Annotated in this window: 22 protein-coding genes; 15 read left to right on the top strand and 7 right to left on the bottom strand. The window is 54.6% G+C overall.

Annotated elements, in window-relative coordinates:
• Window positions 1-16 precede the first annotated feature (16 nt).
• Window positions 17-427 carry a hypothetical protein gene (locus tag F7231_RS01370; protein ID WP_085414957.1) on the bottom strand — a complete coding sequence of 137 codons (411 nt, stop codon included), beginning with the start codon at window positions 425-427 and terminating at the stop codon, window positions 17-19.
• A gap of 697 nt (window positions 428-1,124) precedes the next feature.
• Here F7231_RS01370 and F7231_RS01365 point away from each other — a divergent pair.
• The 4 genes from F7231_RS01365 (at window position 1,125) to F7231_RS01350 (ending at window position 6,887) form a co-directional block, all read left to right on the top strand.
• A complete protein-coding gene (locus F7231_RS01365; RefSeq protein ID WP_166690643.1) occupies window positions 1,125-4,223 on the top strand; it encodes a CLIPPER-2 domain-containing protein in 3,099 nt (1,032 codons plus the stop codon).
• Between the two features lie 105 nt (window positions 4,224-4,328).
• On the top strand, window positions 4,329-4,586 hold the full coding sequence (locus tag F7231_RS01360) for a hypothetical protein (RefSeq protein ID WP_166690642.1): 258 nt from the start codon (window positions 4,329-4,331) through the stop codon (window positions 4,584-4,586).
• Between the two features lie 312 nt (window positions 4,587-4,898).
• Window positions 4,899-6,005, top strand: a complete 1,107-nt coding sequence (locus tag F7231_RS01355; protein ID WP_166690641.1) for a Nif3-like dinuclear metal center hexameric protein — start codon at window positions 4,899-4,901, stop codon at window positions 6,003-6,005.
• Between the two features lie 126 nt (window positions 6,006-6,131).
• Entirely contained in the window at window positions 6,132-6,887 is a 756-nt protein-coding gene (locus tag F7231_RS01350; RefSeq protein ID WP_085410394.1) for a zinc ribbon domain-containing protein, read from the top strand.
• A 73-nt stretch (window positions 6,888-6,960) separates the two neighbouring features.
• Here the strand turns inward: F7231_RS01350 and F7231_RS01345 are convergent, their stop codons facing one another.
• A complete protein-coding gene (locus tag F7231_RS01345) occupies window positions 6,961-7,617 on the bottom strand; it encodes a hypothetical protein (protein WP_085410395.1) in 657 nt (218 codons plus the stop codon).
• Window positions 7,618-7,694: 77 nt separating this feature from the next.
• Window positions 7,695-8,303 carry an SGNH/GDSL hydrolase family protein gene (locus F7231_RS01340; RefSeq protein WP_166690640.1) on the bottom strand — a complete coding sequence of 203 codons (609 nt, stop codon included), beginning with the start codon at window positions 8,301-8,303 and terminating at the stop codon, window positions 7,695-7,697.
• 233 nt (window positions 8,304-8,536) lie between these two features.
• Between F7231_RS01340 and F7231_RS01335 the strand changes: the two genes are divergently transcribed.
• The 6 genes from F7231_RS01335 (at window position 8,537) to F7231_RS01310 (ending at window position 14,390) form a co-directional block, all read left to right on the top strand.
• A complete protein-coding gene (locus F7231_RS01335) occupies window positions 8,537-9,145 on the top strand; it encodes an RNA polymerase sigma factor (RefSeq protein WP_085410397.1) in 609 nt (202 codons plus the stop codon).
• Complete coding sequence (locus F7231_RS01330; RefSeq protein ID WP_085410398.1) at window positions 9,135-10,901, top strand: hypothetical protein; 1,767 nt, start codon at window positions 9,135-9,137, stop codon at window positions 10,899-10,901. Before F7231_RS01335 ends, F7231_RS01330 begins: the two co-directional genes overlap by 11 nt.
• A 69-nt stretch (window positions 10,902-10,970) precedes the next feature.
• Window positions 10,971-11,141, top strand: a complete 171-nt coding sequence (locus tag F7231_RS01325; protein ID WP_157510514.1) for a hypothetical protein — start codon at window positions 10,971-10,973, stop codon at window positions 11,139-11,141.
• Window positions 11,142-11,314: 173 nt separating this feature from the next.
• Complete coding sequence (gene aat / locus F7231_RS01320) at window positions 11,315-11,944, top strand: leucyl/phenylalanyl-tRNA--protein transferase (protein WP_166690639.1); 630 nt, start codon at window positions 11,315-11,317, stop codon at window positions 11,942-11,944.
• 117 nt (window positions 11,945-12,061) lie between these two features.
• Window positions 12,062-13,096: a glutamate 5-kinase gene (proB, locus tag F7231_RS01315; protein WP_166690638.1), complete on the top strand. Its 1,035-nt coding sequence runs from the start codon at window positions 12,062-12,064 to the stop codon at window positions 13,094-13,096.
• A 43-nt stretch (window positions 13,097-13,139) separates the two neighbouring features.
• Window positions 13,140-14,390 (top strand): glutamate-5-semialdehyde dehydrogenase, encoded by a 1,251-nt coding sequence (locus F7231_RS01310; RefSeq protein WP_166690637.1) that lies wholly within the window; start codon window positions 13,140-13,142, stop codon window positions 14,388-14,390.
• A 31-nt stretch (window positions 14,391-14,421) separates the two neighbouring features.
• On the opposite strand, the gene F7231_RS01305 is transcribed toward F7231_RS01310, so the two are convergent.
• The 4 genes from F7231_RS01305 to F7231_RS01290 form a co-directional block, all read right to left on the bottom strand.
• A complete protein-coding gene (locus tag F7231_RS01305) occupies window positions 14,422-15,321 on the bottom strand; it encodes a LytR/AlgR family response regulator transcription factor (RefSeq protein ID WP_166690636.1) in 900 nt (299 codons plus the stop codon).
• Window positions 15,322-15,342: 21 nt separating this feature from the next.
• Window positions 15,343-15,966, bottom strand: a complete 624-nt coding sequence (locus tag F7231_RS01300) for a rhomboid family intramembrane serine protease (RefSeq protein ID WP_085410403.1) — start codon at window positions 15,964-15,966, stop codon at window positions 15,343-15,345.
• Window positions 15,967-15,984: 18 nt separating this feature from the next.
• Window positions 15,985-16,956 (bottom strand): polyprenyl synthetase family protein, encoded by a 972-nt coding sequence (locus tag F7231_RS01295; RefSeq protein ID WP_166690635.1) that lies wholly within the window; start codon window positions 16,954-16,956, stop codon window positions 15,985-15,987.
• Between the two features lie 179 nt (window positions 16,957-17,135).
• On the bottom strand, window positions 17,136-18,617 hold the full coding sequence (locus F7231_RS01290) for a xylulokinase (RefSeq protein WP_166690634.1): 1,482 nt from the start codon (window positions 18,615-18,617) through the stop codon (window positions 17,136-17,138).
• A gap of 96 nt (window positions 18,618-18,713) precedes the next feature.
• On the opposite strand from F7231_RS01290, the gene F7231_RS01285 reads away from it, so the two are divergent.
• From F7231_RS01285 to F7231_RS01265, 5 genes are all read left to right on the top strand, one after another.
• Complete coding sequence (locus F7231_RS01285) at window positions 18,714-19,466, top strand: metallophosphoesterase (RefSeq protein WP_166690633.1); 753 nt, start codon at window positions 18,714-18,716, stop codon at window positions 19,464-19,466.
• Between the two features lie 25 nt (window positions 19,467-19,491).
• Window positions 19,492-20,514, top strand: a complete 1,023-nt coding sequence (locus tag F7231_RS01280; RefSeq protein WP_166690632.1) for a hypothetical protein — start codon at window positions 19,492-19,494, stop codon at window positions 20,512-20,514.
• A gap of 77 nt (window positions 20,515-20,591) precedes the next feature.
• On the top strand, window positions 20,592-21,413 hold the full coding sequence (locus F7231_RS01275; RefSeq protein WP_085410408.1) for a thymidylate synthase: 822 nt from the start codon (window positions 20,592-20,594) through the stop codon (window positions 21,411-21,413).
• A gap of 14 nt (window positions 21,414-21,427) precedes the next feature.
• A complete protein-coding gene (locus tag F7231_RS01270; protein ID WP_085410409.1) occupies window positions 21,428-22,180 on the top strand; it encodes a hypothetical protein in 753 nt (250 codons plus the stop codon).
• A 39-nt stretch (window positions 22,181-22,219) separates the two neighbouring features.
• Complete coding sequence (locus tag F7231_RS01265; protein ID WP_166690631.1) at window positions 22,220-23,641, top strand: leucyl aminopeptidase family protein; 1,422 nt, start codon at window positions 22,220-22,222, stop codon at window positions 23,639-23,641.
• The last annotated feature ends 32 nt before the right edge of the window (window positions 23,642-23,673 follow it).

The following is a 23,673-nucleotide window of genomic DNA, read 5'->3' as shown; positions in this document are numbered from 1 at the left end:
GCTGTCAGGCTACGGGCTACTGGGTAGTCAACACGGTCTGCCCACCGGGATAAGATACATCGATGTTATCCTCGGCGGTGATAAACACCCGCTTTGGCTCGGTAATGACGGTAGCGCTCATTGTGGCCCTTAATGCTTTGGATAATAGCCCTGATGACGGCGTAATCTGACCCAATTTCTTGGCTGACTCATTGCTAGCCTCCATCCAGACTACATACACTTCTTTGGGTGGGCTAAGTCGTTTTGGCTCAGCCAGATTCAACACGTTCACGTTGATCACGTAGTTGCTGTTTCTGTCCTTCTTGACATCGACCTGGCCAGTAGCACCGGGTACAATCGACGAGTTGATGAAGTTCATTTTCCGCCCGCAAGCGGTCACGATGAACGTGAGGCAAAGAATGGCGACAAGTAGGTTGATCGTTTTCATACGTTCCATAAGTTAGTTATCGGATAGATAGACTACCGGTTTAATAACCCTGGACAAACGAATGTGATTAATAAAAATGAGCAGAATGCCCTTAGAATTTAGTAAGCCAAGCCTGTTCGTACTACAGAAAACCACCCTATCCTCACAGTGCCCTCCCTCCTAATCGGGTTCAGATACGTTGCGGTACTGGCGGTCCGTCTGCGCATACGTACCTACGAGTAGCGCATACGTACAGGTTAGCCTGGTACAATTATTGAGGACTGTCGGTGCTTTATTTTTAACTGAATCGGATCGAAAATCAATGCGGTGGTGCCTCTAATCGTCTCAGAAAAAAGACGGTTTATTTCAGCCGGCACAGACCATATCATTCATCATATATGCCTGATAAACAAGCACTTAATACCGTTATATAACATATAAATATTGTATATCATATTAACACAGTAACATACAATAAAGTATGTGGGCTCATTATTGATTTAGCATTAGCGCTCCTCAGTTCGGCTAACCAGATGTTGCTCAGGTATGACTATTGTCCCCGGCGTTGGCTGGGGTCTTGCCCCGGCCAGTCCTACAGTCACCGCACTGAATTCAACAACAATGCCATTCTTTTTTAGACGGCAGCAATTAGGTGGTTGACGCGCAAGCGCTCAGTCTATGCTGTTGCTGGCCCCCCTGTTCATTCACCAGCATTCTTATGACAGCACTTTACGTCCAGTTTTTTACCCGGGATGCCCGCAACGACGTCAACCCCCATAACGAGTCTTATGCCACCCGGAAAACCGAAGCGACGCTGACAGCCACGCTGGCCATACTCTTCGTCCTCCTTCTAAGTTCGGTCGGGTACAGCGACCGGCTCCCTCTTGTGTGCGCCGTAACTACTACGGCCACCCCAGGCAGTTGCAACGCCGCCACAAACACGTACGCCGTATCTGGCACCATCAGTTTGACCGCTGATGTAGCCGGGTCGCTGACTATTACTGATGGTACTTCCACCACAATCGTAGACGTTGAAACGGGGGTTAGTTCGATTGATTACACGCTGGCGGGTTTGCCATCAGGTACCGGTTCGCACACGGTGGTAGTTAGCGTCCCTTCGTGTGGGACAGCAACCGCTACGTATGCCGCACCGGCAGCCTGCTTCGAATCACCTTGTGGGTTGGCTGTATCCGTTATACCCGGCCTGTGCGACCCAGCCACTAACAGTTATGTTCTTTCTGGCACTATCACCGCCACCAGCGTACCCACCAGCGGAAGCTTGACAATCAGTTCAGGTGCCTTTTCGACGCGCGTGCTGTCGCTACCGGTGGGCAATGCGTCAGGTACGTTCAGCTATAGCGGGCTTGTGAGTAACAGCCAGACATACACCGTTACAGCCAGCTATTCCGATACCGCCTGTTCGCCCGCCAGTCAGGAGTATATAGCCCCAGCGGCCTGTTCAATAGCCCCTCCGTGCTCCATCAGTGCCACAGCTACGGCAGGCCTCTGTCAGACCGCCACCAATACCTATTCAGCCACGGTATTAGTCAGCCTGTCGAACGCGCCAGCTGGCACAATTACGGTCGATATACCTGGCGTCGATCCGATTACGCAGGTCATAGCGGCCAACACACCGTCGTTCGCAGTTGTACTGGGCGGGCTCATCTCAGATGGCACCAGCCACACAGCCACCATCAGTTTACCAGGCTGTGTTACTACAACGGCCCTATTCACAGCGCCAGTGTCCTGCTCGGTAGCGCCGCCCTGTTCGCTAAGCGCTATGGTAACGGCGGGCGTCTGCCAGCCAGTTACTAATACCTTCAGCACTACAGCGGTAGTAACGATACAAAATCCCGGAGCAGGCCAATTGACGATTACCGACGGCCCAGCCAGCCTGACCTTTGCCACAACGGCCGTTAGCACCGCCACCTTCCGAGCCATTCTGGATGGACTTGTGGCTGATGGAACAGTTCATACGCTCACCGCCACACTACCCGGCTGTGGTGCTATTTCGACCACTTACGCCGCCCCCGTCTCCTGTTCAACTGCGCCCCCCTGCGCCATTGATATCGCTTCTGCGACGGCAGGCCTCTGTGAGACCGCTACCAACACTTACTTGTCTACGGCGGTGGTGGTACTCACGAACGTAACAGCGGGTACCCTGACGATTACCGATGGTCCGCAAACCGCCACATTGGTAACAACGGCGGCCAGTTCGGCCACGTATGTTGTTGGCTTCCCCGGCCTGGTTTCTGATGGCACCCTGCATACTATTCGGGCAACCCTGCCCGGCTGCTCGTCAGCAATGGCTACGTACACCACCCCTACCGCCTGTTCCGTAACCCCTGTCTGCTCACTTTCCGCATCGGTGAGCGTGGGTACGTGCGCCAGTGCCACCAACGCCTACTCGGCTACCGCTACCATCGTGGCCCTGAACCCAACGGGGGGTAGCAGCCTGTCGGTTACCATCGACGGGCGAACGCTTGTATTCTCAACGACTGCCCTAAGCCAGAATACCTTTGTAGCTACCTTCCAGGGACTACAATCAGATGGGGCGGCGCACCTGGCGCTGGTAACTCTACCTGGATGTAGTACCATTTCGGTACCCTTTACAGCTCCGGTGTCGTGTTCGGTGGCACCGGTCTGCTCGCTGAGTGCGGTAGTCAACACAGGTTTGTGTGCGGAGGCGACTAATACGTATTCGAATACAGTTATAGTCACTGTTACAAATCCGACAGCAGGTACGTTGACTGTGACCGACGGGCCCCGGAGTGTCACTTTCACCATACCGGGATCACCTGGCACCCTTAGCGCGTCGGCTATATTTAACGGACTGCTATCTGATGGCTCATCACACACTATCACGGTCTCCTTACCCGGTTGTAGCAGCCTGACTACGACTTACACCGCACCGGCGTCCTGCACAAGCGGAGCGCCCACCTACGTCCTTGCCAAAACAGTTGATCGCAGCCGGGTTAATCGGGGAGGCACAGTTACCTATACCGTTTCGCTGACCAATACGGGTAATACGACCGGTACGAACCTGACCATCACCGACCAGTTTAGCACATCGGGGGTTAGTGTTGCAGGCAGTGCCACAACTACGACAGGTACGTTCAACGCTGGCACGTGGAGTATCCCTTCGCTGGCACCCGGCCAGGTAGCCATATTGACAATCAGCGCGCAACTCAATGTAGAGGGCCTCATCTACAACACGGCTACTGCACCCAATGGAATCAGTGCTACTGTTTGCACGACTGTGCCGTATACTGTTTGCCCCAGTAGCCCGTTTCAGGTCAATTTATCGGTGGCGGCAGGTCAGCCGTCCTACCAGTGGACCAAAGATGGTCAGCCCATTGCCGGAGCAACCAGCAATACACTGTCGGTGACTGCCCTGGGCGAGTACAACCTAACCGGTTCGGGCGGGTGTCCCTTCGTGGTTGCAGCCATTTCGCCACTTCCCAGCCTAACGGCCATTGCCGTGGCGGCTGGCTGCTCCGACGCGACTCCCCTCAATGATGCCCGGATCACCTTGATTGGCAGCAGCGCCAATGCGGTTAGCTATAACATCACCAGAGGCAGCAGCTTCACAGCAACAACCCCTTTATTTACCAGCAATCAGGCGCTGGCGCTTGTAACAGAAAGCGCACTGGCAACGGGTCTGGCAAATCCAGGCGCGGTGGCTGGTCAGCCATATACCATTCGGGTTTATTCGGCAGACAGCTGCTTTACCGACACCGTTGTACTCCTACCAGCGGCCCAATGTTCCTGCCCGGGTCCGGCCTGTTTACCACTTGTCGGGCAGCGAATTCGCTAACTAGACGAGGCGATTTCCCATAAAATTCAGTACCGTACGAAAGCCACGCAACTTTTCTGGCTGGCTTCCGTACGGGTGATGAATGCACAATCGCCTCTTATAGTCATGAAAACACTCACCTCCTCACTACTCCTGGGACTTGCCTTATTGGCAGGTTGCAAAAAGAGTGACAACACTGTCACCCCGGACACTACAACGGCCGTTAATTTCCCCGAGCTAGTTGCGCCCGGTACCTGGACGATCTCGTCGTATACAGAACGTACTGAAGACAAGCTGAAAACGCTTGGCACGATCACCATCAGGTTTACCAGCGATGGCAACGCTGTGGCAACGCTCGGTCAGCAGAACACAACAGGTACATAGCTGTGGGGTGGCAACAGTTACTACGGCACACCCGCCACCTCGAAAACCGTTACCCTCAATTTCGGCACTACCAAACCCTATGACCGGGTTAGCCAGACCTGGACTATCGTTGAGACAAAAACGAACATCATTCGTCTGGACCATAGCAACCCCGCCGAAGATAAGCACATCACACTGAGCCGATAAGCCATCAGTCAGTGCTCAGAGCAAGTTTAAACGGATCATCACATAGCTAAAAATCAAGTAAGGGCTGCCACATAGGTGCAGCCCTTTTTTTGATAAAAGCAGTTACCGCTGCCCTACCTTTGTGCCATGACAACGCCACTGATTCGTGACCTGATACGCTACCTCGACGCCTGGGCACCGCCTGCCTATCAAGAATCATACGACAACGCCGGGTTGATCGTGGGCGACCCGAATGTACCTATCACCGGCGTCCTCGTTTCGCTCGATACCACCGAAGCCATTGTCGATGAGGCCGTTGCCAAAGGGTGTAATGTTATTGTGGCCCACCACCCAATTGTGTTCAAGGGGCTAAAAAAAATAAATGGCAAGAACTACGTAGAACGCACGGTGATCAAAGCCATCAAACAGGATGTCGCCATTTTTGCCGCTCACACTAACCTGGACAGCGTAGCCGGGGGCGTCAATTACCACATAGCCAGTCGCCTGGGCCTTGAAAACGTACAGATACTGGCCCCAAAATCGCAAACACTCAGTAAGCTGGTCGTGTACGTACCCGACGCTGATCTGTCCGGTGTGTTGGCTGCGGTGTACGAAGCGGGTGCTGGCCACATTGCCAATTACGATCACTGCTCATTTCGGGTAGGAGGTACAGGTACGTTCCGACCGCTCGACGGGGCAAAACCAGTCGTAGGCGACGTGAATAAGGATGAAACCGTGAGCGAGCAGCGGCTGGAAGTGGTTTTGCCAACGTACCTGGAAGGGGCAGTGGTACGCGCGATGCAGCAGGCGCACTCCTACGAGGTAGCCGCCTACGACCTCTACGCACTGAGCAACACAAACCAGACCGTGGGCGCCGGAGCAGTGGGCGATCTGCCTACCGACATGACAGAAACGGACTGGCTCGGCTACTTGAAGAGCAGCATGAATGCCACAGTGATCCGGCACACAGCCCTGCGCCATAAGCCGGTCAAGCGGGTGGCGATCTGTGGTGGGGCGGGTAGTTTTCTGCTACCCGATGCCATTCGGGCCGGCGCCGACGCGTTTGTCACAGCTGATTACAAGTATCACGAGTTCTTCGATGCTGACAACCGCACGGTTATTTGCGACATTGGCCACTACGAAAGTGAGGTATTTACCAAAGACCTGATTGCCCAGCATTTGAGGCAGAAATTCACTACCTTTGCGGTAATTTTAGCAGATACTGACACCAATCCGGTTAGGTATCACTTTTAATGTACAACGTATAATCGGTCTGCCGTTGCAGTACACTGCACGCTGGGTGTCGTAGTGCTCCCAACAACCTTTTTCATTGTACATTATACATTGCACATTGTTCATTAAGACAACACAATCCTCCGAATGGAACTAACGGTAGCGCAAAAGTTAGACGCACTTCTTAAACTGCAGGCCATTGATTCTCAGTTAAATGATATTCGCAAAATGCGGGGCGATCTACCCGAAGAAGTTCGTGACCTCGAAGACGAAATTGCCGGGTTCGAAACACGTGTCGGTAAATTCAATACCGAAGTAAGCTCCCTTCAGGAAGAAGTAGATCGCCACAAGGGTATCAAAAAAGACGCCGACAAACTGATTGCCCGCTACAAGGAGCAGCAGATGAACGTGCGGAATAACCGCGAATTCGACGCCATCACGAAAGAAATCGAATTGCAGTCGCTGGAAATGGAATTATCGGATAAGAAAATTGCCGAATCACAATTCCGGATGCAGAGCAAGCAGGAAGAGATCAACACCACCCAGCAGTCACTCAACCTTCGTAAAGAAGATTTGAAGATGAAAAAGCAGGAGTTGGATCAGTTGGTTGCCGAAAGCGAAGCCGACGAGAAATCCCTATCGATCGAGCGCGATGAGCAGGCGAAGAACGTAGAAGCCCGCCTGTTGCTTTCGTACGACAAGATTCGTAACAATGCCATTAATGGGTTGGCGGTTGTAACAGTGCGTCGCGGTGCGTGTGGTGGCTGCTTCAACGTAGTGCCTCCCCAACGGCAGGCCGACATCAAAGACAAGAAGAAAATCATCGTTTGCGAACACTGCGGCCGTATCCTGGCCGACGTTGATGCTATTGTTGAGCCAGTGGCCGTTGGCCGGGGCCGGTAGCCTCATTCTCGCGTAACGCAAAAAAGGCCCGTAGCATCTGCTACGGGCCTTTTTTGCCTACTAACTACGCTGACTAACCCGGGCCATGCTTGCCTTTCGGTGGCGCTTGCAGGTTACCGTTCACGTCGAAATGCAGTTCGCTGGTTACGCCATTCAGTGTGTACCGAACGTCGTAGAACATTACCACACCTGTGGTTGCATCAGTCACAACCTCGGCACGCACGAGCGTATAGCCCGCAACATTGTCGGTCATGTATTTCGTGACTGGTGCGGGTAGTTTGTCCGCCGTAATTACCGTGCGAATTGGTGGCGTACGGTCACCTTTGGGCCCGCCTGGTCCACCGCCGCCTTTAGGCCCGTTTCCGGGACCAGCCAGCACCGCACCGGCCGCATCGAAATGAAGCTGACGTGTTTTACCGTCGAGCGTAAACTGAAGTTCGAAGTACGTGGCGCCATTGCGATCAATTCCCTTCTCGGCTTGTACAAAAACAGCGGCTGGGTACGTTTTTGCCAAGTAGTCCAATGCCGCTGCGGGTACTGTTTCTTTGGCCACTACGGTTTCATTACACGGCTTACCCGTCACAGCCGTAGCATTATTTGGATTACCCAGGCGGGCCAGTGAGGCAATGATCGCAGTCTCGTCGGTTTGCGGATCAACCGTGGCGTTTTGCTGGGTACAGGCAGCAACAGCTACCAGCAACGCAAAACCTAACATCAATTTGTGTAGCATACTAACTAGTGGTTATAGGTTTGAAAAGTAAAGGGTACGCGTAACTCCCGGCCAGTTGGTAACCAGACGGGGTAAGGTCAGGACCAGAGCGTGTAGGTTGGTTCAGTAATGAAGGTGTGTAGCTCACTGGCAAGCAATTCGTGGGCAACTGCACTCAACTGATCGGCCGTTTCGACCTGAAACAGCTCATCGCCACCCGCCAGGCATTGACTTACATTAAATAAGGGTACTTGCCATTCAGCGCATGCCTGGCTATAAACCGAATTGGCTAACTGTAGCAGTTGCTTCTCAAGGCGTTGTGTATGCGGTAACGGCGACAGGATGACAACCTGCCGATTAAAAACACGTACCTGAAGCAGCAGATCGGCTAGTTGTGCACGCAACGAGTTTAACGGTGCAATACGGACGCCGGATAGTTTAAATAGAGCCTGCATCGCTACCCGTCGCACGGGCTCAGTCGGGAGCCAGTTCAGTGGCAGATCGAACTGAAGCAGGATGAGATCGTACTCTGAAAGCCGCAACCTGGGCAACAATCGATTGGCTTCGGGTAGCGTGACAGCCCGAAAATCGACCCTGACCGATTGTCTGGCCGCTTGCAACCGTCTGACAAATTGAGCTACGTAGCTTTTACCATCGGGCAATCCTGGCCCGCAAGCCTGTTTACCACCCAAAATAAGTACGTTCATAGTAGTTGTGTGCGTGTCTGTGACTGATGATTACTGAGGAGTCAAGGCGGTGACCTCCTCAGTTAGTTGTCCTTACGTTCACGTTTGGTCAGACGTTGCACCAGGGCTCAGTATATTTTTTGAATTTACTGAGTCGATAAAAAGTTATGTGTTTGGGACTTACGTGCAACAGTTGCGGTCTATCAGGCGTAGTATGTGCTATGTAGTGTGTCTCATTTAATCTGCCAACGCTCGTGTTTTTCCGACGCCGTTCCTCTTTCACCGATAACGACCTGCTCAGTGTTATCGAAGCTTGCCGAACAAACGACGTTCGGGCACAGCGAACGCTATTCAGGCAGTATTACAGCTACGCTAAAAGCGTTTGTCTGCGTTATATGGCCAACGTCGATGAAGCTGATGATGTGCTGAACGAGAGCTTTCTGAAGGTTTTCCAGCATCTGGGCTCCTATGATACCTCACTGCCCTTCAAGGCCTGGCTCCGTACGATTGTGGTGAATACAACAATCAGCTATCACCGCAAACATCACAAGCTCGACACGGTTTCGTTATCACCAGTGGCGGGTAACAGCCCTCCCCCCGATCTCCCCGTTCACGAAACGGCGGTTGACCAGTTGGCCGCCGAAGAAATTTTGGCCCTTGTGCAGCAGTTGCCCCCCATTCACCGAACGGTGTTCCTGATGCACGTAGTCGATGGCTACAGCCTGCGCGAAGTAGCCGATAACCTCAACGCCAATGAGGCAACCGTACGATCTCATTTTCTGCGGGCCCGAGTTCGCCTGCAGGAATTAGTTACGACTGCCTCTTCATCCTCAAAACGCTCGTCGCAATACTATGAAAACTGATCCGTTTGACGACGCTATCCGCCGAAAGCTTGAAGGTGTCAACCCACCTTTCCAGGAAAAAAACTGGACACAGTTTCAGCGGTTTATGGGCCATCAGGGGTTTCCGCCCTCGCTGTGGCAGACGCCTACCCGGTGGCTCCAGCCAGCCCTGATGGCGGCGGCCGTTACGGGTGTGGTCATCAGCACGGTCTGGCAATACCGCACCACCCAGTCATTGACCAACCACGTTCAGACGCTGACAAAAACGGTTGAGCGTATGGAGCAGGTGCAGATGCAGTTGCAACAATCCGTCGCGGCAATGGCCAGTGCGCCTGTTCGCACAGATACTGTGTACCTGACACAGTCGGCCTCTGGCGAATTGCTGGCCACGGCAGGCTCCAACCCCACCTTGGCGCCTGGCACAACCTACAGCGTTGCGCCAACCCGCCAACAGTTCACCGACAACAGGTTAAGGCTAGCCACTGATGGAGTAGTCACCGGGCGGGTGGTAACCCGTACTGGTCGACCAACCGGTCAACAGCAGCAATCGACTACTCTGTCACCCGTCACTCCAGGTACGTCTGGCGATCAACTGACCATGAATAGGCCAACTCCATCGGGAGATCGTACGGGTATGCGACAACCGCAGGCCAGTACCGATCAGCCACTGGTTGGTACACCGGGGGCAACTGGTGACCGAATAGCAGCCGAGCGCTCGACTTCATCGGGCATCCCCACTACCGGAAGGCAGCCACGCTACACAACTGATCGGTCGACCGCCGTTTCGGTTCCACCCGAGGCCTCTGGCGGATCGGTATCAGGCCAGGCTACTCAGTCAGGTACGGTAGCGACCAACAGCCGGTCTATTGCGCAGCAGTCAACTAAATCAACTACTCGTTTAGCTACACCGAATGACCCAACTCTCTACGCTACTTCAGTAACTAATGCGGCCAGTGCCGAAACAGCCGCCGACAACCCGTCTATCACTGCCTCAGGTCCGTTGGCGGCGGTACAGCCGTTGACGCCGCTTGCCCTGACAGATCCGGCCGGGGCCCTTGCTGAAAGCTGGCAGCGACACCTGCGCCGGGTACGTTACCGGTCGCCGTATACTACCACCCTAGGCGGTACGGCAGCGGCAGCGGCTCCCGAAAAAAACACCGTGCCCCTACCCATTACGTTTCGCGTAGGGGTTGGCGGCGACTTGGCCACAACGCAGTCGGGAGTGGGTGCCTATGCAGAAGCCATTCTGGCTAATCGGCTAACCATTGGTACGGGAATAAGCCAGATCGCGTGGGTAGGCGACGAGTATTCGAGTGAGCGGCAGTTCATGGCGCAGACAAAGCGTGATTTCCGCCGTGATTACCCCGGCAGTACGAAGCCTGTCCCCCTTGGCCCCGGCAAACCGCACGAAGTAATGAACATTAGCCGGTCAGCCCAGAGCCTGGTGGTGCCTATTCAGATTGGCTACCGGTTCAACGTCGCTAGGCAGTTTGTACTCACGCCTACTGTTGGCTTAAACCTGAGCATAACGCCAAGCGAATCCGCCAGTTTTGAGTATGACAGGCCAATTCCCTTCGAAGACGTTTTGCATAATGTAGCGGTAAAGCGGCCGATAGGCTGGTACAGTAACGCGACGATTGGCCTAGCAGCCGAGCGCAAATGGGGCCATTTTGTTGGCCAGGTCAGCCCGGTCGTTCTACTGCCTGTGCGTGACCCGACGGCTAGTCTGAATACACTGTCTGCAGGCCTTCGCGGACGGCTATTTTACCAATTCTAGGCTGACTTCGTTTGCCCTTTTGAACAAAACCCTGTAGTTTAGTAGACTTTAACTGTAACTAACCTACATATGAATCGTACCGACCTCTTAAAACTGCTCAGCTTTGTGCTGGTTTTGCAACTAGTTTTTACCGCTATGCGCTATTTTGGCGGCTATGAAGTTCCTCCTGTCGTAACAAGTGGGGTAACAGCAGGGGTTTTATCCGTTTATTTTGCCCGGCAGCGCCGGAAGACCAAGTAACCCACTCGAGGCCACGCAACAGTCTTGCTGCGTGGCCTCGAGTGTAAACATTGTGGTTGGTTTAGGGGTCTGTCAACTCCATTAATCGTCACTAAACTTAACCGCTTGTCAGCTTGTTGGTTAGGCGAAGTTTTCTATAACTTTGCTGAACTAGGGTATCCCTTTCGGATTTCATGAACAAGCTGACCGCCGACGACCTCATCTACGGTTATATCAACGGCATCTTCCCGATGGCCGACGCCGACGGTACGCTTTATTGGTACTCGCCGGATCCGCGTGCCATTATTCCGCTCGATGCCTATAAACCGGCCAAGTCGCTCCGCCCGACATTAAACAAACGCCTGTTCGACATTCGTATCAACGCTGACTTCGAGCAGGTTATGCGCCACTGTGCCGTACCTCGTTCCGAGGATGACAGTACCTGGATTTCAGACGAGATCATTGATGCCTATACCGAGCTACACCGCATGGGCCTGGCTCACAGTGTAGAAACGTACATTGATAACCGGTTGGTGGGCGGCCTTTACGGCGTAGCAATTGGTTCGGTTTTCTTTGGTGAATCTATGTTTCACCTGGTACCTAACGCATCGAAAGTGGCGTTTCATCACCTGGTTCTAATTTTGCGGGAACAGCACTTTCAACTCCTTGATACGCAATTTATCAACGACAACGTGAAGCGCTACGGAGCTATCGACATTAGTAAGCGTGATTATTCGGATTTACTAAAGAAAGCACTCCGGCACAAAGCTCGGTTTACCGAATCGGCGGTTGAGCATCTGTTCAAAAGCCACGCAGACGATTGAAATTTGTTTGCGTAGCAAAAGTCATTTGTAGTCATTTGTAGTCCCTGACTGCGTTGTCATGTCTGTTCCAGCACTTCATCGCAGCGTAGTCAGGGACTACAAATGACTTTTTCGTAAATGGCCTTTCCTATTCTTGTTATAAAATTTGGTACGGCTTCCATCACCCTGCCAACGGGTGAGCTGAATAAGCCCGCCATGATGGACATTGCCCGCCAGGTGTCGGCCCTGCGCGATCAGTACCATATCGTGCTGGTTTCGTCGGGGGCAGTAGGCGCAGGCCGTGGGCGTATTGGGAACTACCGGGGCGACATCAGCCAGCGAAAAGCCGCCGCCGCGGTGGGTAACCTACTGCTACTCAACCTTTATAGCCGTTTCTTCGACGTGTATGGCATTACGGTAGCCCAAAGCTTGTGCGAGCGCCACCACTTTGCCAACCGCGATCAGTTTCTGCAACTGAAAGACACCTACGAAGAACTGTGGGAAAGTGGCATCATTCCGATCGTGAATGAAAATGACGTGGTGAGCAACCGGGAACTGAAGTTTTCGGATAACGACGAGTTGGCAACGCTGCTGGCTGTAGGTTTTGGCGCTGAAGTACTCATGCTCTGCACTTCAGTTGGCGGCCTGCTCGACCCTGACGGTAATTTGATCCGGCACGTCCCCCGTCTGACTGAGGCCGTTTTTGGCGTGGTAAGAACCGATAAATCGTCGATGGGATTGGGCGGCATGGCTTCTAAACTAACCTTTGCCAAACTGGCCACGCGCATGGGAATCCGGGTGGTGATTTTTGGTTTAACGGAACCGGAAAGCATTCGGAAGGCGCTGGACGGCAGCATTGGTACGCAGATCGAGCCCCAACCCATGACGCTGTCGGCCCGGAGTCGCTGGCTCGGAAGCGGTAGTCTGGTGGTGGGCCGGGTACGTGTCGATGCGGGTGCGGCCACGGCCCTGCAACGCCGTAGCAGCCTGCTGGCTGTGGGGGTTGCCGAAATACTCGGCGAGTTTTCGGCGGGCGAAGTCATCGAGATCGTCGACGAAACCGACACGGCCCTGGCCGTAGCGCAGGCGCGCCTCTCCTCGTTTGATCTGGCCAATCTCCCCTCACGCCAGAATGTAGAAGTGGCTAATGCCAACGACATTGTACTTTTGTAGCGTACCGCTGGCGAAAGCAACGTACCCGAAGCCTCTTTAGATCATGAATCCAATTACCCCCCTCCTACAGGCTACCCAACAGGCATCGCTGGCTGTTCGGCGGTTGAGCAGCGACCAAAAGACCGCCCTACTCAACCGGCTGGCCGACGTGCTACTGGCTCACACCACGACTATTCTAACCGAAAACCAGCGCGATCTGGACCGGATGCCTGATACCGATAGCAAGAAAGACCGCCTGCGCCTTACCGAGGGCCGCGTGGCCGATCTGGCGGCGAGTTTACGGCAGGTGGCACTGCTGCCCGACCCGGCGGGGGTTGTTCAGTTGGAACGCGAACTGGAGCCGGGGCTGACCCTAAAGAAGCTGGCCGTGCCGCTGGGTGTGGTGGGCGTTATTTATGAGTCGCGACCCAACGTGACCGTCGATGTAGCATCGCTTTGCCTACGGTCGGGGAATGGTTGCGTGCTCAAGGGTGGCAAAGAAGCCGACTACTCGAACCGGATTCTGGTGGAGCTAATTCAGAGCGTGCTGACTGAATTTAACGTACCTACCGAAGCCGTACTGCTGCTTCCCCCCGACCGGGCAGTGGTGAACGAATTGCTGACCGCCACCAGGTATGTCGACATCATCATTCCGCGCGGCTCTGAGTCCCTGATTCAGTACGTGCGCACGCATTCGCTGATTCCGACCATCGAAACCGGGGCGGGAGTTTGCCACACCTACGTAGAACAATCAGCCGATCTGGCGATGGCCGCGCGGATTGTGGTGAATGCGAAGGTATCGCGCCCGTCAGTCTGTAACTCGCTCGACGGCGTGCTGGTCGATGAAGCGGTTGCGGGTACGTTCCTGCCAATGCTGATCGACGAATTCACGAAGTACCAGGTCGAGGTATTTGCCGACGACACGGCTTTCGGGATTCTGGAGCGGGCGGGATACCCGTACCTGCAGCACGCCCAACCCGCCGATTTCGGTCGCGAATTCCTGGATTTCAAATGTGCGGTTAAGGTCGTTTCGGGTATCGACGAGGCGCTATCGCACATTCAGGCGTATTCGTCGAAACATTCAGAAGCGATCATTTCCAGCAATCAGACATTGGTCGATCAGTTTCAGCGCGAGGTAGATGCGGCAGCGGTGTACGCCAATGCGTCGACGCGGTTTACAGACGGCGGCTGTTTTGGACTGGGTGCCGAAATCGGCATATCGACCCAGAAACTACATGCGCGCGGACCCTTTGCGCTCGAGAAACTCGTGACCGAAAAATGGGTCGTGACCGGCACCGGACAGATTAGGGGCTAGATCTGGCGCAACAACGTACCTGCGCTACCAGCTATTTCAACCCCGCTACCAGGGTATCGTTGTATTTACGAGCTACCGGCACCGTGAGCTGGCCGTTGAGCAGGTGCAGTTTATACCCCTGTGCATTGCCCGACACCCGCTCGACTTGATCGAGGTTGACCAGGAAAGAACGGTGGCAACGCACAAATGGCGTGCCGCCGCCAAGCTGATTTTCAAGTCGGCTTAGGCTGCTGCGCATTAACTCTTTAGCCAGGTCACCTCGTTTCAGGTAAAATACCGTGCAGTAATTGTCGCTCGATTCAATAGCCAGTAGCTCACTCCGGTTCAGGGTCAGGCTGTCTTTCTCGTTCTCAGCCACCAGGGTAACCAGTTGTCGTTCCAGGGGCCCATTGTCTTGCAGAACCGGCCTTTCCTGATTGAGCATGGGCTCGCTCAGCGGGGTGGCGGGTGCGGGCTGTTTGTGAACAACCAGATGAGCCGCCTGTTGCTCGTATTTCCGAAGCTGCACAATGTAGTTGGTCGCTACCACGCCGATCGTGGGAAAAATACCGATCAGGAACGTCATACCAATGGATAATAGCCACCCGCCCTGCAATGGCCAGCCCATCAACCAACTCATGTACAACCGATTGGCAATGGCGATACAAAGGATCATGGTTAAAATCTTGGTCATTTCGCGACCTACCGTCCAGTGATCTTCGCCGAAATAGCGGGGCAACTGCCGTGTGCCTTCGTTGAAAAGGAGCATAACACCGCTAGTCACCGCGCCAAAGCCCACTACTTTAAGCACTTTATCGGTGGTTTGCCATTCGGCAATGCCAAAGGGTTGAAACAACAACAGAAACCCAGCTACAAATGCACCGACGATCCACTCAGTGCCCGCAGAATCAAGAACCGGATACGGTTGTCGGAACAGTTTGAACAGGTTCATTGCTGGCTGGATGATAGGCGTTTAGAATGGTCGCCACTGTAACACCTGCTCTACAAAGCCCGGAATAGCGGGTGGATAGGCAATGGCCATAAATAGCACACCGAATAGGCCGCCATACATGTGCGCGTCGTGGTTGATACCCGTATCGCCCCGCCGGGCCGAGTAATATGAATAGGCCAGGTACAGAAAAGCAAAGATGAATCCCGGAATGGGTACGGGGATAAAGAAGAAGTAGATAGGCGTTAGCGGGAAGATCAGAATGGTGGCAAAAATGATAGCCGACACCCCGCCCGACGCCCCCAGCGAATTATAGCCGGGGCTGTTTTTGTACTTCATCAGCGTCGGAATGTCAGAAATAACAATGGCGATCAGGTAAAAGCCAACCAGTACTGCCCCGCCCAGATCGCCGAAGAGCTCACCAAAGATACGTTCAACACCCTGCCCGAAGAAGTAGAAGCTAAGCATGTTGAAAAATAGGTGGCCCATGTCGGCATGTAAGAAACCCGATGTAATAAGCCGGTGGTATTCGCCCCGCTTCGCCACAGCGTAGGGATTCATGATCCAGCGATCCATCAGCGAGGGGTTGTTCCAGGCCCACAGACTGATGGCAACGGTAACGGCAATTAAAAGCAGGGTTACTGACATAGAGTTGATGGTGGCGGTTTATGACTCCCGCTCAACGAGTTGATGGGCAAACGAGAGCAGTACATCTTTGCGGGCGGGGTCGGCCGTGATCTGCTCCAGATTGGTGAACCCTTTGGCAAAGTAATCGGCAATGCGGGCTTCGGTCAATTCCCGAATACCCAGTTGATCATAAATGGCGGTGATCGCTTCTACTTTCTCTGACTTGTCGAATTCCGACCGGCTTAGCCAGTCCAGCAAATCGAGACGTACCTGGCCTTCGGCGCGTTCGAGCGCTTCAATCAGCAGGAAGGTTTTTTTGTTGGCAATAATGTCGCCGCCTACCTGCTTGCCAAACTTGGCCGGGTCACCGTACACATCGAGCAGGTCATCTTTCAACTGAAACCCGATGCCAATGTTCACCCCAGCATCGTAGAGGTGCTGCGTACTATTGGCGTCAGCGCCAGCCACAATCCCACCGACTTCCATGGCGAAACCCAGCAGCACCGACGTTTTGAGCCGAATCATATCGATATATTCGGCTTCGGCAACCGTTTCGCGGCTTTCGAAGTTCATGTCCATCTGCTGCCCTTCGCACACCTCGGCCGCCGTTTGGCTAAACCGGGTCAATACCTGCCGCAGGTACGTTGGTTCTACGTCGAGTAGCTGCTCATAGGCTTTCACCAGCATCACATCGCCCGACAGAATGGCGATGTTGGCGTTCCACTTTTCATGTACCGTAGGCTGGCCACGCCGCAGCGGGGCCTGGTCCATGATGTCGTCGTGCAAGAGGGTGAAATTGTGGAATACCTCAACGGCAACGGCTGGCTTCAGCGCCTTCTGCCAGTCGTCGGTGAAAAGCGAGGCGGTCATCAGCGTCATCAGCGGACGCATCCGCTTGCCGCCCAGGCTCATGATATACCGGATTGGATCGTACAGTTCGGCCGGTGACTGGCCGTAGGGTGTTTGCTCGAATTGGCGGTGTAGCGCGTCGGCTAACTGAGTGGGGGTCATTGTAAAAGAACTGGGTTCCCGGTTCGCATTTGGCCGTTTACGGCGCTGTCAATGGCAAAACAGTAATCCAGTGAATAGGCTTGTTTGCCCAAAAGTAAGCAAGAACGGGCAGTAAATGACCGCTACTGGTCAACGCATCTGTACGGTCGAGGCGCGGGCCGGTAGCGGTCATTCACGGGTTATTGCTTCTCCAGAACGGCCAGCCAATTGGCATAGGCCTCCTGGTACGCCTGCTGAACGCGTGCGTCGGGCTCGAGGGTGCGCACAAGGCTCAGACCGCTGAAGGCCTCATCGCGGTTGGCGTAATGACCCAGTCCGAGGCCAGCGCCACGAGCTGCGCCCTGCGCGCCGTCAGTATTGTAGAGTTCAACGGCCGCGCCCGACAGGTTGGCAAACGTGGTGCCGAACAACGGACTCAGGAACATGTTGGCCTCGCCCGCCCGAACGGTTTTCAAGCCAACACCCACCTGCTCCATCACTTTTATGCCGTAATACAGGGCAAAAACGATGCCTTCCTGCGCCGCCCGCAGCATCTGAGGTAGTCCGTGGCGGGTCAGGTTCAGGCCCTGGAAAGTGGCTCCCAGCTCTCGGTTCCCCAATACGCGCTCGGCCCCGTTTCCGAACGGCAGACACACCAGCCCGTCGGCTCCAACAGGCGCTTTCTGGGCCATGTCGTTCATGCTGCCGTAGCTGAGGGTTTTCTGAAACAGCGTGTTCCGCAACCAGCTATTCAGGCTGCCGGTGCCGTTTACGCAGAGCAACACCCCGTAGCGCGGGGCCTCGGGTGTGTGGTTTACGTGCAGGAATGTGTTCACACGCGACTGTGGATCGTACTGCGCCTTGTCGCTAACGCCATACACTACACCCGACGTACCGGCGGTGGCCGCTATTTCGCCCGGTTCAAATACGTTAAGCGACATGGCATTGTTGGGTTGGTCGCCCGCCCGGTAGGTTACGGGCGTACCCTCGGCCAGCCCCGCTTCGGCGGCGGCGGCGGCGGTGAGGCGACCCTGCTCGCCGAAGGTGGGGCGTAACGCAGGCATCAGCGACGAATCGAAGCCGTAATACTGCATCAGGAACTCGGCAGGCTGGTTTTCCAGAAAATCCCACAGAATACCTTCCGACAAGCCTGAGGCCGTGGTGACAATGTCACCTGTCAGGCGGGCGGCCAGGTAATCACCGGGGAGCATGAAGTGGGCTACATTGGCGTACACGTCGGGCTGGTTTTCTTTCACCCAGGCCAGTTTAGCGGCTGTGAAATTACCCGGCGAGTTCAGCAGGTGGCGTAGTACCCGATCTTGACCCAGGGCGTCGAACGCGCGCTGCCCGTAGGGAACGGCCCGGCTGTCGCACCAGATAATGGATGGTCGCAACACGTTCAGATGGGCGTCTGTTACCACCAGACCGTGCATCTGGTAGGAGATACCGATAGCCAGCACGTCGGTGGGTTTGGCACCGGCAGCGTCCATCACCAGTCGAATCGCCTGCGTAGTGTTGTGCCACCATAAGTCGGGTTGCTGTTCGGCAAAGCCCGGCTGCGGCGCGTCGATCGCCATTTCGGTTTCAGGGAAGAACGCCGACGCAACCGCCTTGTTGGTATCGGCATTTACCAGGCTGGCTTTTACAGACGAACTACCGAGATCAAGTCCAAGAAGAAACATTGGGGGAAAGTAAGAAGGATGAACAATGAAAATATAGGTACGTTACGCAGAGCTTCGGCTCAGAAAATGTTATTTTCGGCTGATTATACCCTTTCGATGCACAAACAAGCAGTATTTATTGGAGATGTTCACGGCCGCCATCACTGGCAGAGTGTCGTAAAAACCTGGCTTGACCACGCCGATCTGATCGTTTTTCTGGGTGATTACCTTGATACGCACGACCCACGGATGACCTCGGAGCGAATCAATGCCAACTTCAGGGCGATCATTAAATTGAAGCAGCAGCACCCCGACAAAATTAGGCTACACCTCGGTAACCACGATTTTTATTATTTCTACAATAACCCCCTCTACATCGGGTCTGGATATCGGGAAGACATTGCCGATGAGTGGCACGACCTCCTGCAGAAAAACAGGGACCTGTTCAGGCTTGCCTCCCGGTTTGATCAGACCCTGGCGAGCCATGCCGGCTTCACCAACTGGTGGATCAAGCAGTTCCAGCACACCTATGAGAAAAAAATGCGGCATCCGCTCGATATGAACGACCTGGTGCCCGCCCTCAACACCTGTCTCAAAACCGTTTCGCCCGATCAGTTTACCAACCTGATTGCCACCGTAGGCCTGAAGCGCGGCGGTTTTTCGCCATCGGGTGGACCAATCTGGTGCGATCAGCGCGAACTACAGGCCGACCCACTCGTCGGATTTAATCAGACAGTGGGTCATACGCCGCAGCAGGGTGGCCGCTACACCCAAACCCTGGCGTCGGGCGGGGAATGGCTAACCTTTAACGACCTCGGCGAATCACTGATTACGCAGCCGTTCGTCTTGCTCTACGAGAATGCCGACTGATACTTTCAGTCACCAACCACACGGTATGACCTCATCGAAAAATCCGTTTCTGCTCGATCCAACCAAGAGCGGCATCTTTTATATCACCCTATTTTTTTCGCTGATCGGGATCGGGTTGGTTCTTTACGACAGCCTGAATGGACACTATTCAATAGTAGGGAGCGTAGCTTCGTTTCTGGCTTTTTTTGTCGCTTTTCAAAGTTGGAAAGCGGCTGATGACACGTCGCGGAAAACCGATGAGGCCCTTGCCCAGATGCACGCTGTCCTGGCCGAAACGAGCAACATTGCCCAAACCAGTTATGAGATCGATCAGCAGATCAAAGCCGCCGTGGGTACCATTTCCGACTCTACACGGGCGTTGTTTAAAGGGTATCGGCAAATCCTGATCGAGATCAGCAGCTTTCTGGATGAAGCCGATAACAGCGACTGCGTGATGATTATGACTGCCAGCGCCGCCATTGGTAAACTACAAGTAGCCTATAACCCGCAACTTCACGATAATCTGCAGGAATACAGACGGCTCACCGACGAGATACATGACCGCTTAATTGCCCGCGTTCGGGATGCGCGTGAGTTTTATTTAGCCGCCCTCGACACAGGCACCGAACCCACATCCGACGAGCATAACAGCCTGTACCACTGCTACATCGCTCCTTCCTGGTCTATCTACAGACCTGATACGCCCCTACCCGATGCTGTTTGGCAGGAACAGCGACAGTTGCATCAGGCGGCCCTGCGCGAGGTTCAGGATACATTCGATCTGTTTTCCGACCACCGCCTACAGCGAGAAGCAGGTGTTCATCCTATTGTGGCCCTCGAAAGTCTGCCCTTCCAGGTGATGATCCGAATTAATCGGGAGGCGAAAGAGCCGTATAAAGCACTTATCATTTTCATCGGTCAGTACAACATGGATAAGTCGCGTGATGCCCGCGCCATGCTAACGGCTGATCCTGAACTGGTGCGAACATTTATCAGTATGGTCGAGTCTATTTCGGGCTTAGACCAAACGGAGTCCTATACCCGGCTTCGGCAAAAACTACCACTGTAACGTACCTGACAAGGCCGCCGGTTGTGCGTTGTACGCGCGGCTCTTCGTACCTTCGTGCCCTCATTTCAGTTATTCTCATGCAGCAATACCACGACCTGCTTCGCCATATATTGGCCAACGGTGCGCGTAAGACCGACCGCACCGGCACCGGTACCCTTAGCGTATTTGGCTATCAAATGCGCTTCAACCTGCAGGACGGGTTTCCGCTGCTGACCACCAAGAAAGTACATACCAAGTCGATCATCCATGAATTGCTGTGGTTTATCAAGGGCGACACCAATATCAAGTATCTGAAAGACAACGGCGTCAGTATTTGGGACGAATGGGCGGATCAGGACGGCAACCTCGGTCCGGTCTATGGCAAGCAATGGCGCAGTTGGCCCGATCCGTCGGGCGGGAGCATCGACCAGTTGTCGGACGTACTGCGGCAGTTAAAAAACGCGCCCGATTCGCGGCGCATGATCGTTACCGCCTGGAACCCGTCCGACATTCCGAACATGGCGCTGCCGGCCTGTCATGCGTTGTTCCAGTTCTACGTGGCCCCGCCCGACGTTGAAAAGGGCGAAACCCGCAGTAAGCTATCCTGCCAGTTGTATCAGCGTAGTGCCGACGTATTTCTGGGTGTGCCCTTCAACATTGCGTCGTATGCCCTGCTCACCATGATGGTTGCGCAGGAATGCGGGTATGATGCGCACGAGTTTATCTGGACGGGCGGCGACACGCACCTGTACAGTAACCATTTAGAGCAGGTCGAGACACAGTTATCGCGGTCGTTCCGGCCTTTGCCAACCATGCGGCTCAACCCGGCGGTTACGTCTATTTTCGATTTCACCTACGGCGACTTCACGCTGGAAAACTACGATCCCTGGCCGGCCATCAAAGCCCCGGTGGCGGTGTAGCGTTCTGTTTTTCCATGACTATCCTGCTCCTCAAGGTAACACTCATGCCGCTTGTGATCGGGCTGGTCACGCTTGTCAGTCGGCGGTGGGGGCATCAGGCTGGCGGGTTAATTGCCAGTTTGCCGTGGATCGCCGGGCCAATTCTGCTGTTTCTGATTCTCGAACGCGGTAAAGCCTTCGGCATTCAGGCCGTACCGGGCATCCTGATCGGCATTGCGGCGCTGGTTGGTTTCTGCTACTGCTACGCCCGGTTAGCTCCCCACTTGAGCGGCATCTGGACCTTGCTGATTGCTTACGCCGTTTTTGTTGCCATTGCCCTGCTATTCACCACCATCGATCTGGCCTTACTGCCGAGTTACGGCATTGTGATGGGTAGCGTGTTGCTCACGTTGCGCCACTTTCCAAAACCGGCCATAGCGACAACGGCCATAAAACGGTTGCCGTATGACCTACCTATTCGCATGGTCGTGGCCACGTTATTTGTGGTGGTCATCACCGGTCTGGCGGCGGTGCTGGGTCCAACCTGGAGCGGCATTCTAACGCCATTTCCCATTATCACGTCGATTCTGGCGGTATTCACGCATTACCTTCAGGGAAGTAGTTCCTCCATCATCACGCTGCGGGGCATCGTGATGGGCCTGCTGGGCTTCACCACGTTTCTGTTTCTTCAGGCTTTTTTTCTGCCCCGGTTTTCCATTGCCGAATCGTTTTTCTTCGCTTTACTCATCAACGGAACGATCAATTTCATTGTCAGCAAATCCGCGTAACCCGCAGTGGCTGCAACACCTTACAGGAACAACAACCCCATGCGCATTCATCTGCACACTAATGCCCCTGCAGCAGCGGCCGTTATCTGGCCCATTCTAAAAGGTCAGCCATTGCCCAACATAGCTCAGGCGGCACAGGGCGATTTCAAGGGCGACCTCCACGAAACTCAATTACTTTACGCCGCCGACGGACAGCGGAACTGGCTGCTGGGTTTAGGCGAAACGCCAACCAGCCAGGATTACCTGCGTGCTTTCCGGAAACTGACCTACACACAGAAAGGCAAACTGCCCGACGTAGTAACTACAGACGTCAGCGGCCTGCCCACAGACGTTGTTGAGGCTATTGTGCTGGGTACGTTGGCAGGCGGCTACAACCTGAAACTCTACCAAACCACTACGCCGGAACTGGCTCCCTTCTACAGCCCGGTAGGTACGTTTCACCTGGCTGTAGCCGAGACGGACCGGGAAGCCGCCCAGCAGGCCATTGACAAGGCCCTGATTATCTGGGATGCCCAGCGAGCCATGCTCGATCTGATGAACGCCCCCTCGAACTACAAGACCCCGCAGGTACTGGCCGACTGGGCGGTGGCTTCGGGCCGGGAACATGGCTACAGCGTAACTGTGCTGGACCACGACGAACTGGCGCGACAGGGCTATAACGCTCTGTTGAGTGTGGGACAGGGCAGCGAAAATCCGCCGATGCTGCTCGTGCTGGATTATAACCCCGAACACGCTACAGGCTCGACCGTGGGGCTGGTCGGCAAAGGAGTGACATTCGACACGGGAGGCCTCTCCATAAAGCCATCGGCCAATATGCACCTGATGAAAAGCGACATGGGAGGCGCGGCAGCGGTGCTGGGTACGTTGGAAGCAGCCGCCCGACTGAAACTACCCCGTCGCGTGGTGGGCGTAATACCAACCACCGAAAACGTGGTAGATGGCATGGCCACCAAACCCGGCGACGTGATTACGTCGTACCTGGGCAAGACCATCGAAATTATTGATACCGACGCCGAAGGCCGCGTGATCCTCGCCGATGGACTGGGCCACATGGTTCGCCACATTCAGCCCGACGTACTGATCGATCTGGCCACGCTGACGGGTAATGTCATTGCCGCGTTGGGCTATCAGGCCGGTGGTTTGTTTACGCAGAACGATGAGCTATCGACACAGTTACAGGCCGCAGGTGATCGCACCGGTGAACGACTATGGCGACTGCCCCTCTGGGATGTCTACAAAGACGACCTGACCTCTGACGTGGCGGATGTAAAAAATTACAGTGGCAAGCCAATCAACGGTGCCATTGCTGCGGCCAAGTTTTTGGAGGTATTCACCGAGAAGCACCCCGCCTGGGCCCACCTCGACATTGCCGGCATGGCCTTTGCCGATACGGAATTCGGTCAGCAAAAGAACGCTACAGCCTACGGCATCCGGCTTTTGATCGATTTCCTCAGTCGATAAGCGTAGTCTGGAAAATCGTGTAGGGGTAGTAC

The organism is Fibrivirga algicola (assembly GCF_011742925.1).
Classification (GTDB): Bacteria; Bacteroidota; Bacteroidia; order Cytophagales; family Spirosomataceae; genus Fibrella; species Fibrella algicola.
This window is presented reverse-complemented; position numbering and strand designations above follow the sequence as displayed.

What these genes read in the sequence shown, in the direction of transcription:
- F7231_RS01360 (WP_166690642.1), top strand. Translation starts at nt 4,329, where the DNA reads ATGAAAACACTCACCTCCTCACTACTCCTGGGACTTGCCTTATTGGCA.
- F7231_RS01300 (WP_085410403.1), bottom strand. Translation starts at nt 15,966, where the DNA reads ATGTCAGTAACCCTGCTTTTAATTGCCGTTACCGTTGCCATCAGTCTG.
- F7231_RS01370 (WP_085414957.1), bottom strand. Translation starts at nt 427, where the DNA reads ATGAAAACGATCAACCTACTTGTCGCCATTCTTTGCCTCACGTTCATC.
- aat (WP_166690639.1), top strand. Translation starts at nt 11,315, where the DNA reads ATGAACAAGCTGACCGCCGACGACCTCATCTACGGTTATATCAACGGC.
- proB (WP_166690638.1), top strand. Translation starts at nt 12,062, where the DNA reads ATGGCCTTTCCTATTCTTGTTATAAAATTTGGTACGGCTTCCATCACC.
- F7231_RS01290 (WP_166690634.1), bottom strand. Translation starts at nt 18,617, where the DNA reads ATGTTTCTTCTTGGACTTGATCTCGGTAGTTCGTCTGTAAAAGCCAGC.
- F7231_RS01305 (WP_166690636.1), bottom strand. Translation starts at nt 15,321, where the DNA reads ATGAACCTGTTCAAACTGTTCCGACAACCGTATCCGGTTCTTGATTCT.
- F7231_RS01330 (WP_085410398.1), top strand. Translation starts at nt 9,135, where the DNA reads ATGAAAACTGATCCGTTTGACGACGCTATCCGCCGAAAGCTTGAAGGT.
- F7231_RS01325 (WP_157510514.1), top strand. Translation starts at nt 10,971, where the DNA reads ATGAATCGTACCGACCTCTTAAAACTGCTCAGCTTTGTGCTGGTTTTG.
- F7231_RS01285 (WP_166690633.1), top strand. Translation starts at nt 18,714, where the DNA reads ATGCACAAACAAGCAGTATTTATTGGAGATGTTCACGGCCGCCATCAC.
- F7231_RS01350 (WP_085410394.1), top strand. Translation starts at nt 6,132, where the DNA reads ATGGAACTAACGGTAGCGCAAAAGTTAGACGCACTTCTTAAACTGCAG.
- F7231_RS01355 (WP_166690641.1), top strand. Translation starts at nt 4,899, where the DNA reads ATGACAACGCCACTGATTCGTGACCTGATACGCTACCTCGACGCCTGG.
- F7231_RS01295 (WP_166690635.1), bottom strand. Translation starts at nt 16,956, where the DNA reads ATGACCCCCACTCAGTTAGCCGACGCGCTACACCGCCAATTCGAGCAA.
- F7231_RS01270 (WP_085410409.1), top strand. Translation starts at nt 21,428, where the DNA reads ATGACTATCCTGCTCCTCAAGGTAACACTCATGCCGCTTGTGATCGGG.
- F7231_RS01265 (WP_166690631.1), top strand. Translation starts at nt 22,220, where the DNA reads ATGCGCATTCATCTGCACACTAATGCCCCTGCAGCAGCGGCCGTTATC.
- F7231_RS01310 (WP_166690637.1), top strand. Translation starts at nt 13,140, where the DNA reads ATGAATCCAATTACCCCCCTCCTACAGGCTACCCAACAGGCATCGCTG.
- F7231_RS01280 (WP_166690632.1), top strand. Translation starts at nt 19,492, where the DNA reads ATGACCTCATCGAAAAATCCGTTTCTGCTCGATCCAACCAAGAGCGGC.
- F7231_RS01275 (WP_085410408.1), top strand. Translation starts at nt 20,592, where the DNA reads ATGCAGCAATACCACGACCTGCTTCGCCATATATTGGCCAACGGTGCG.
- F7231_RS01365 (WP_166690643.1), top strand. Translation starts at nt 1,125, where the DNA reads ATGACAGCACTTTACGTCCAGTTTTTTACCCGGGATGCCCGCAACGAC.
- F7231_RS01345 (WP_085410395.1), bottom strand. Translation starts at nt 7,617, where the DNA reads ATGCTACACAAATTGATGTTAGGTTTTGCGTTGCTGGTAGCTGTTGCT.
- F7231_RS01340 (WP_166690640.1), bottom strand. Translation starts at nt 8,303, where the DNA reads ATGAACGTACTTATTTTGGGTGGTAAACAGGCTTGCGGGCCAGGATTG.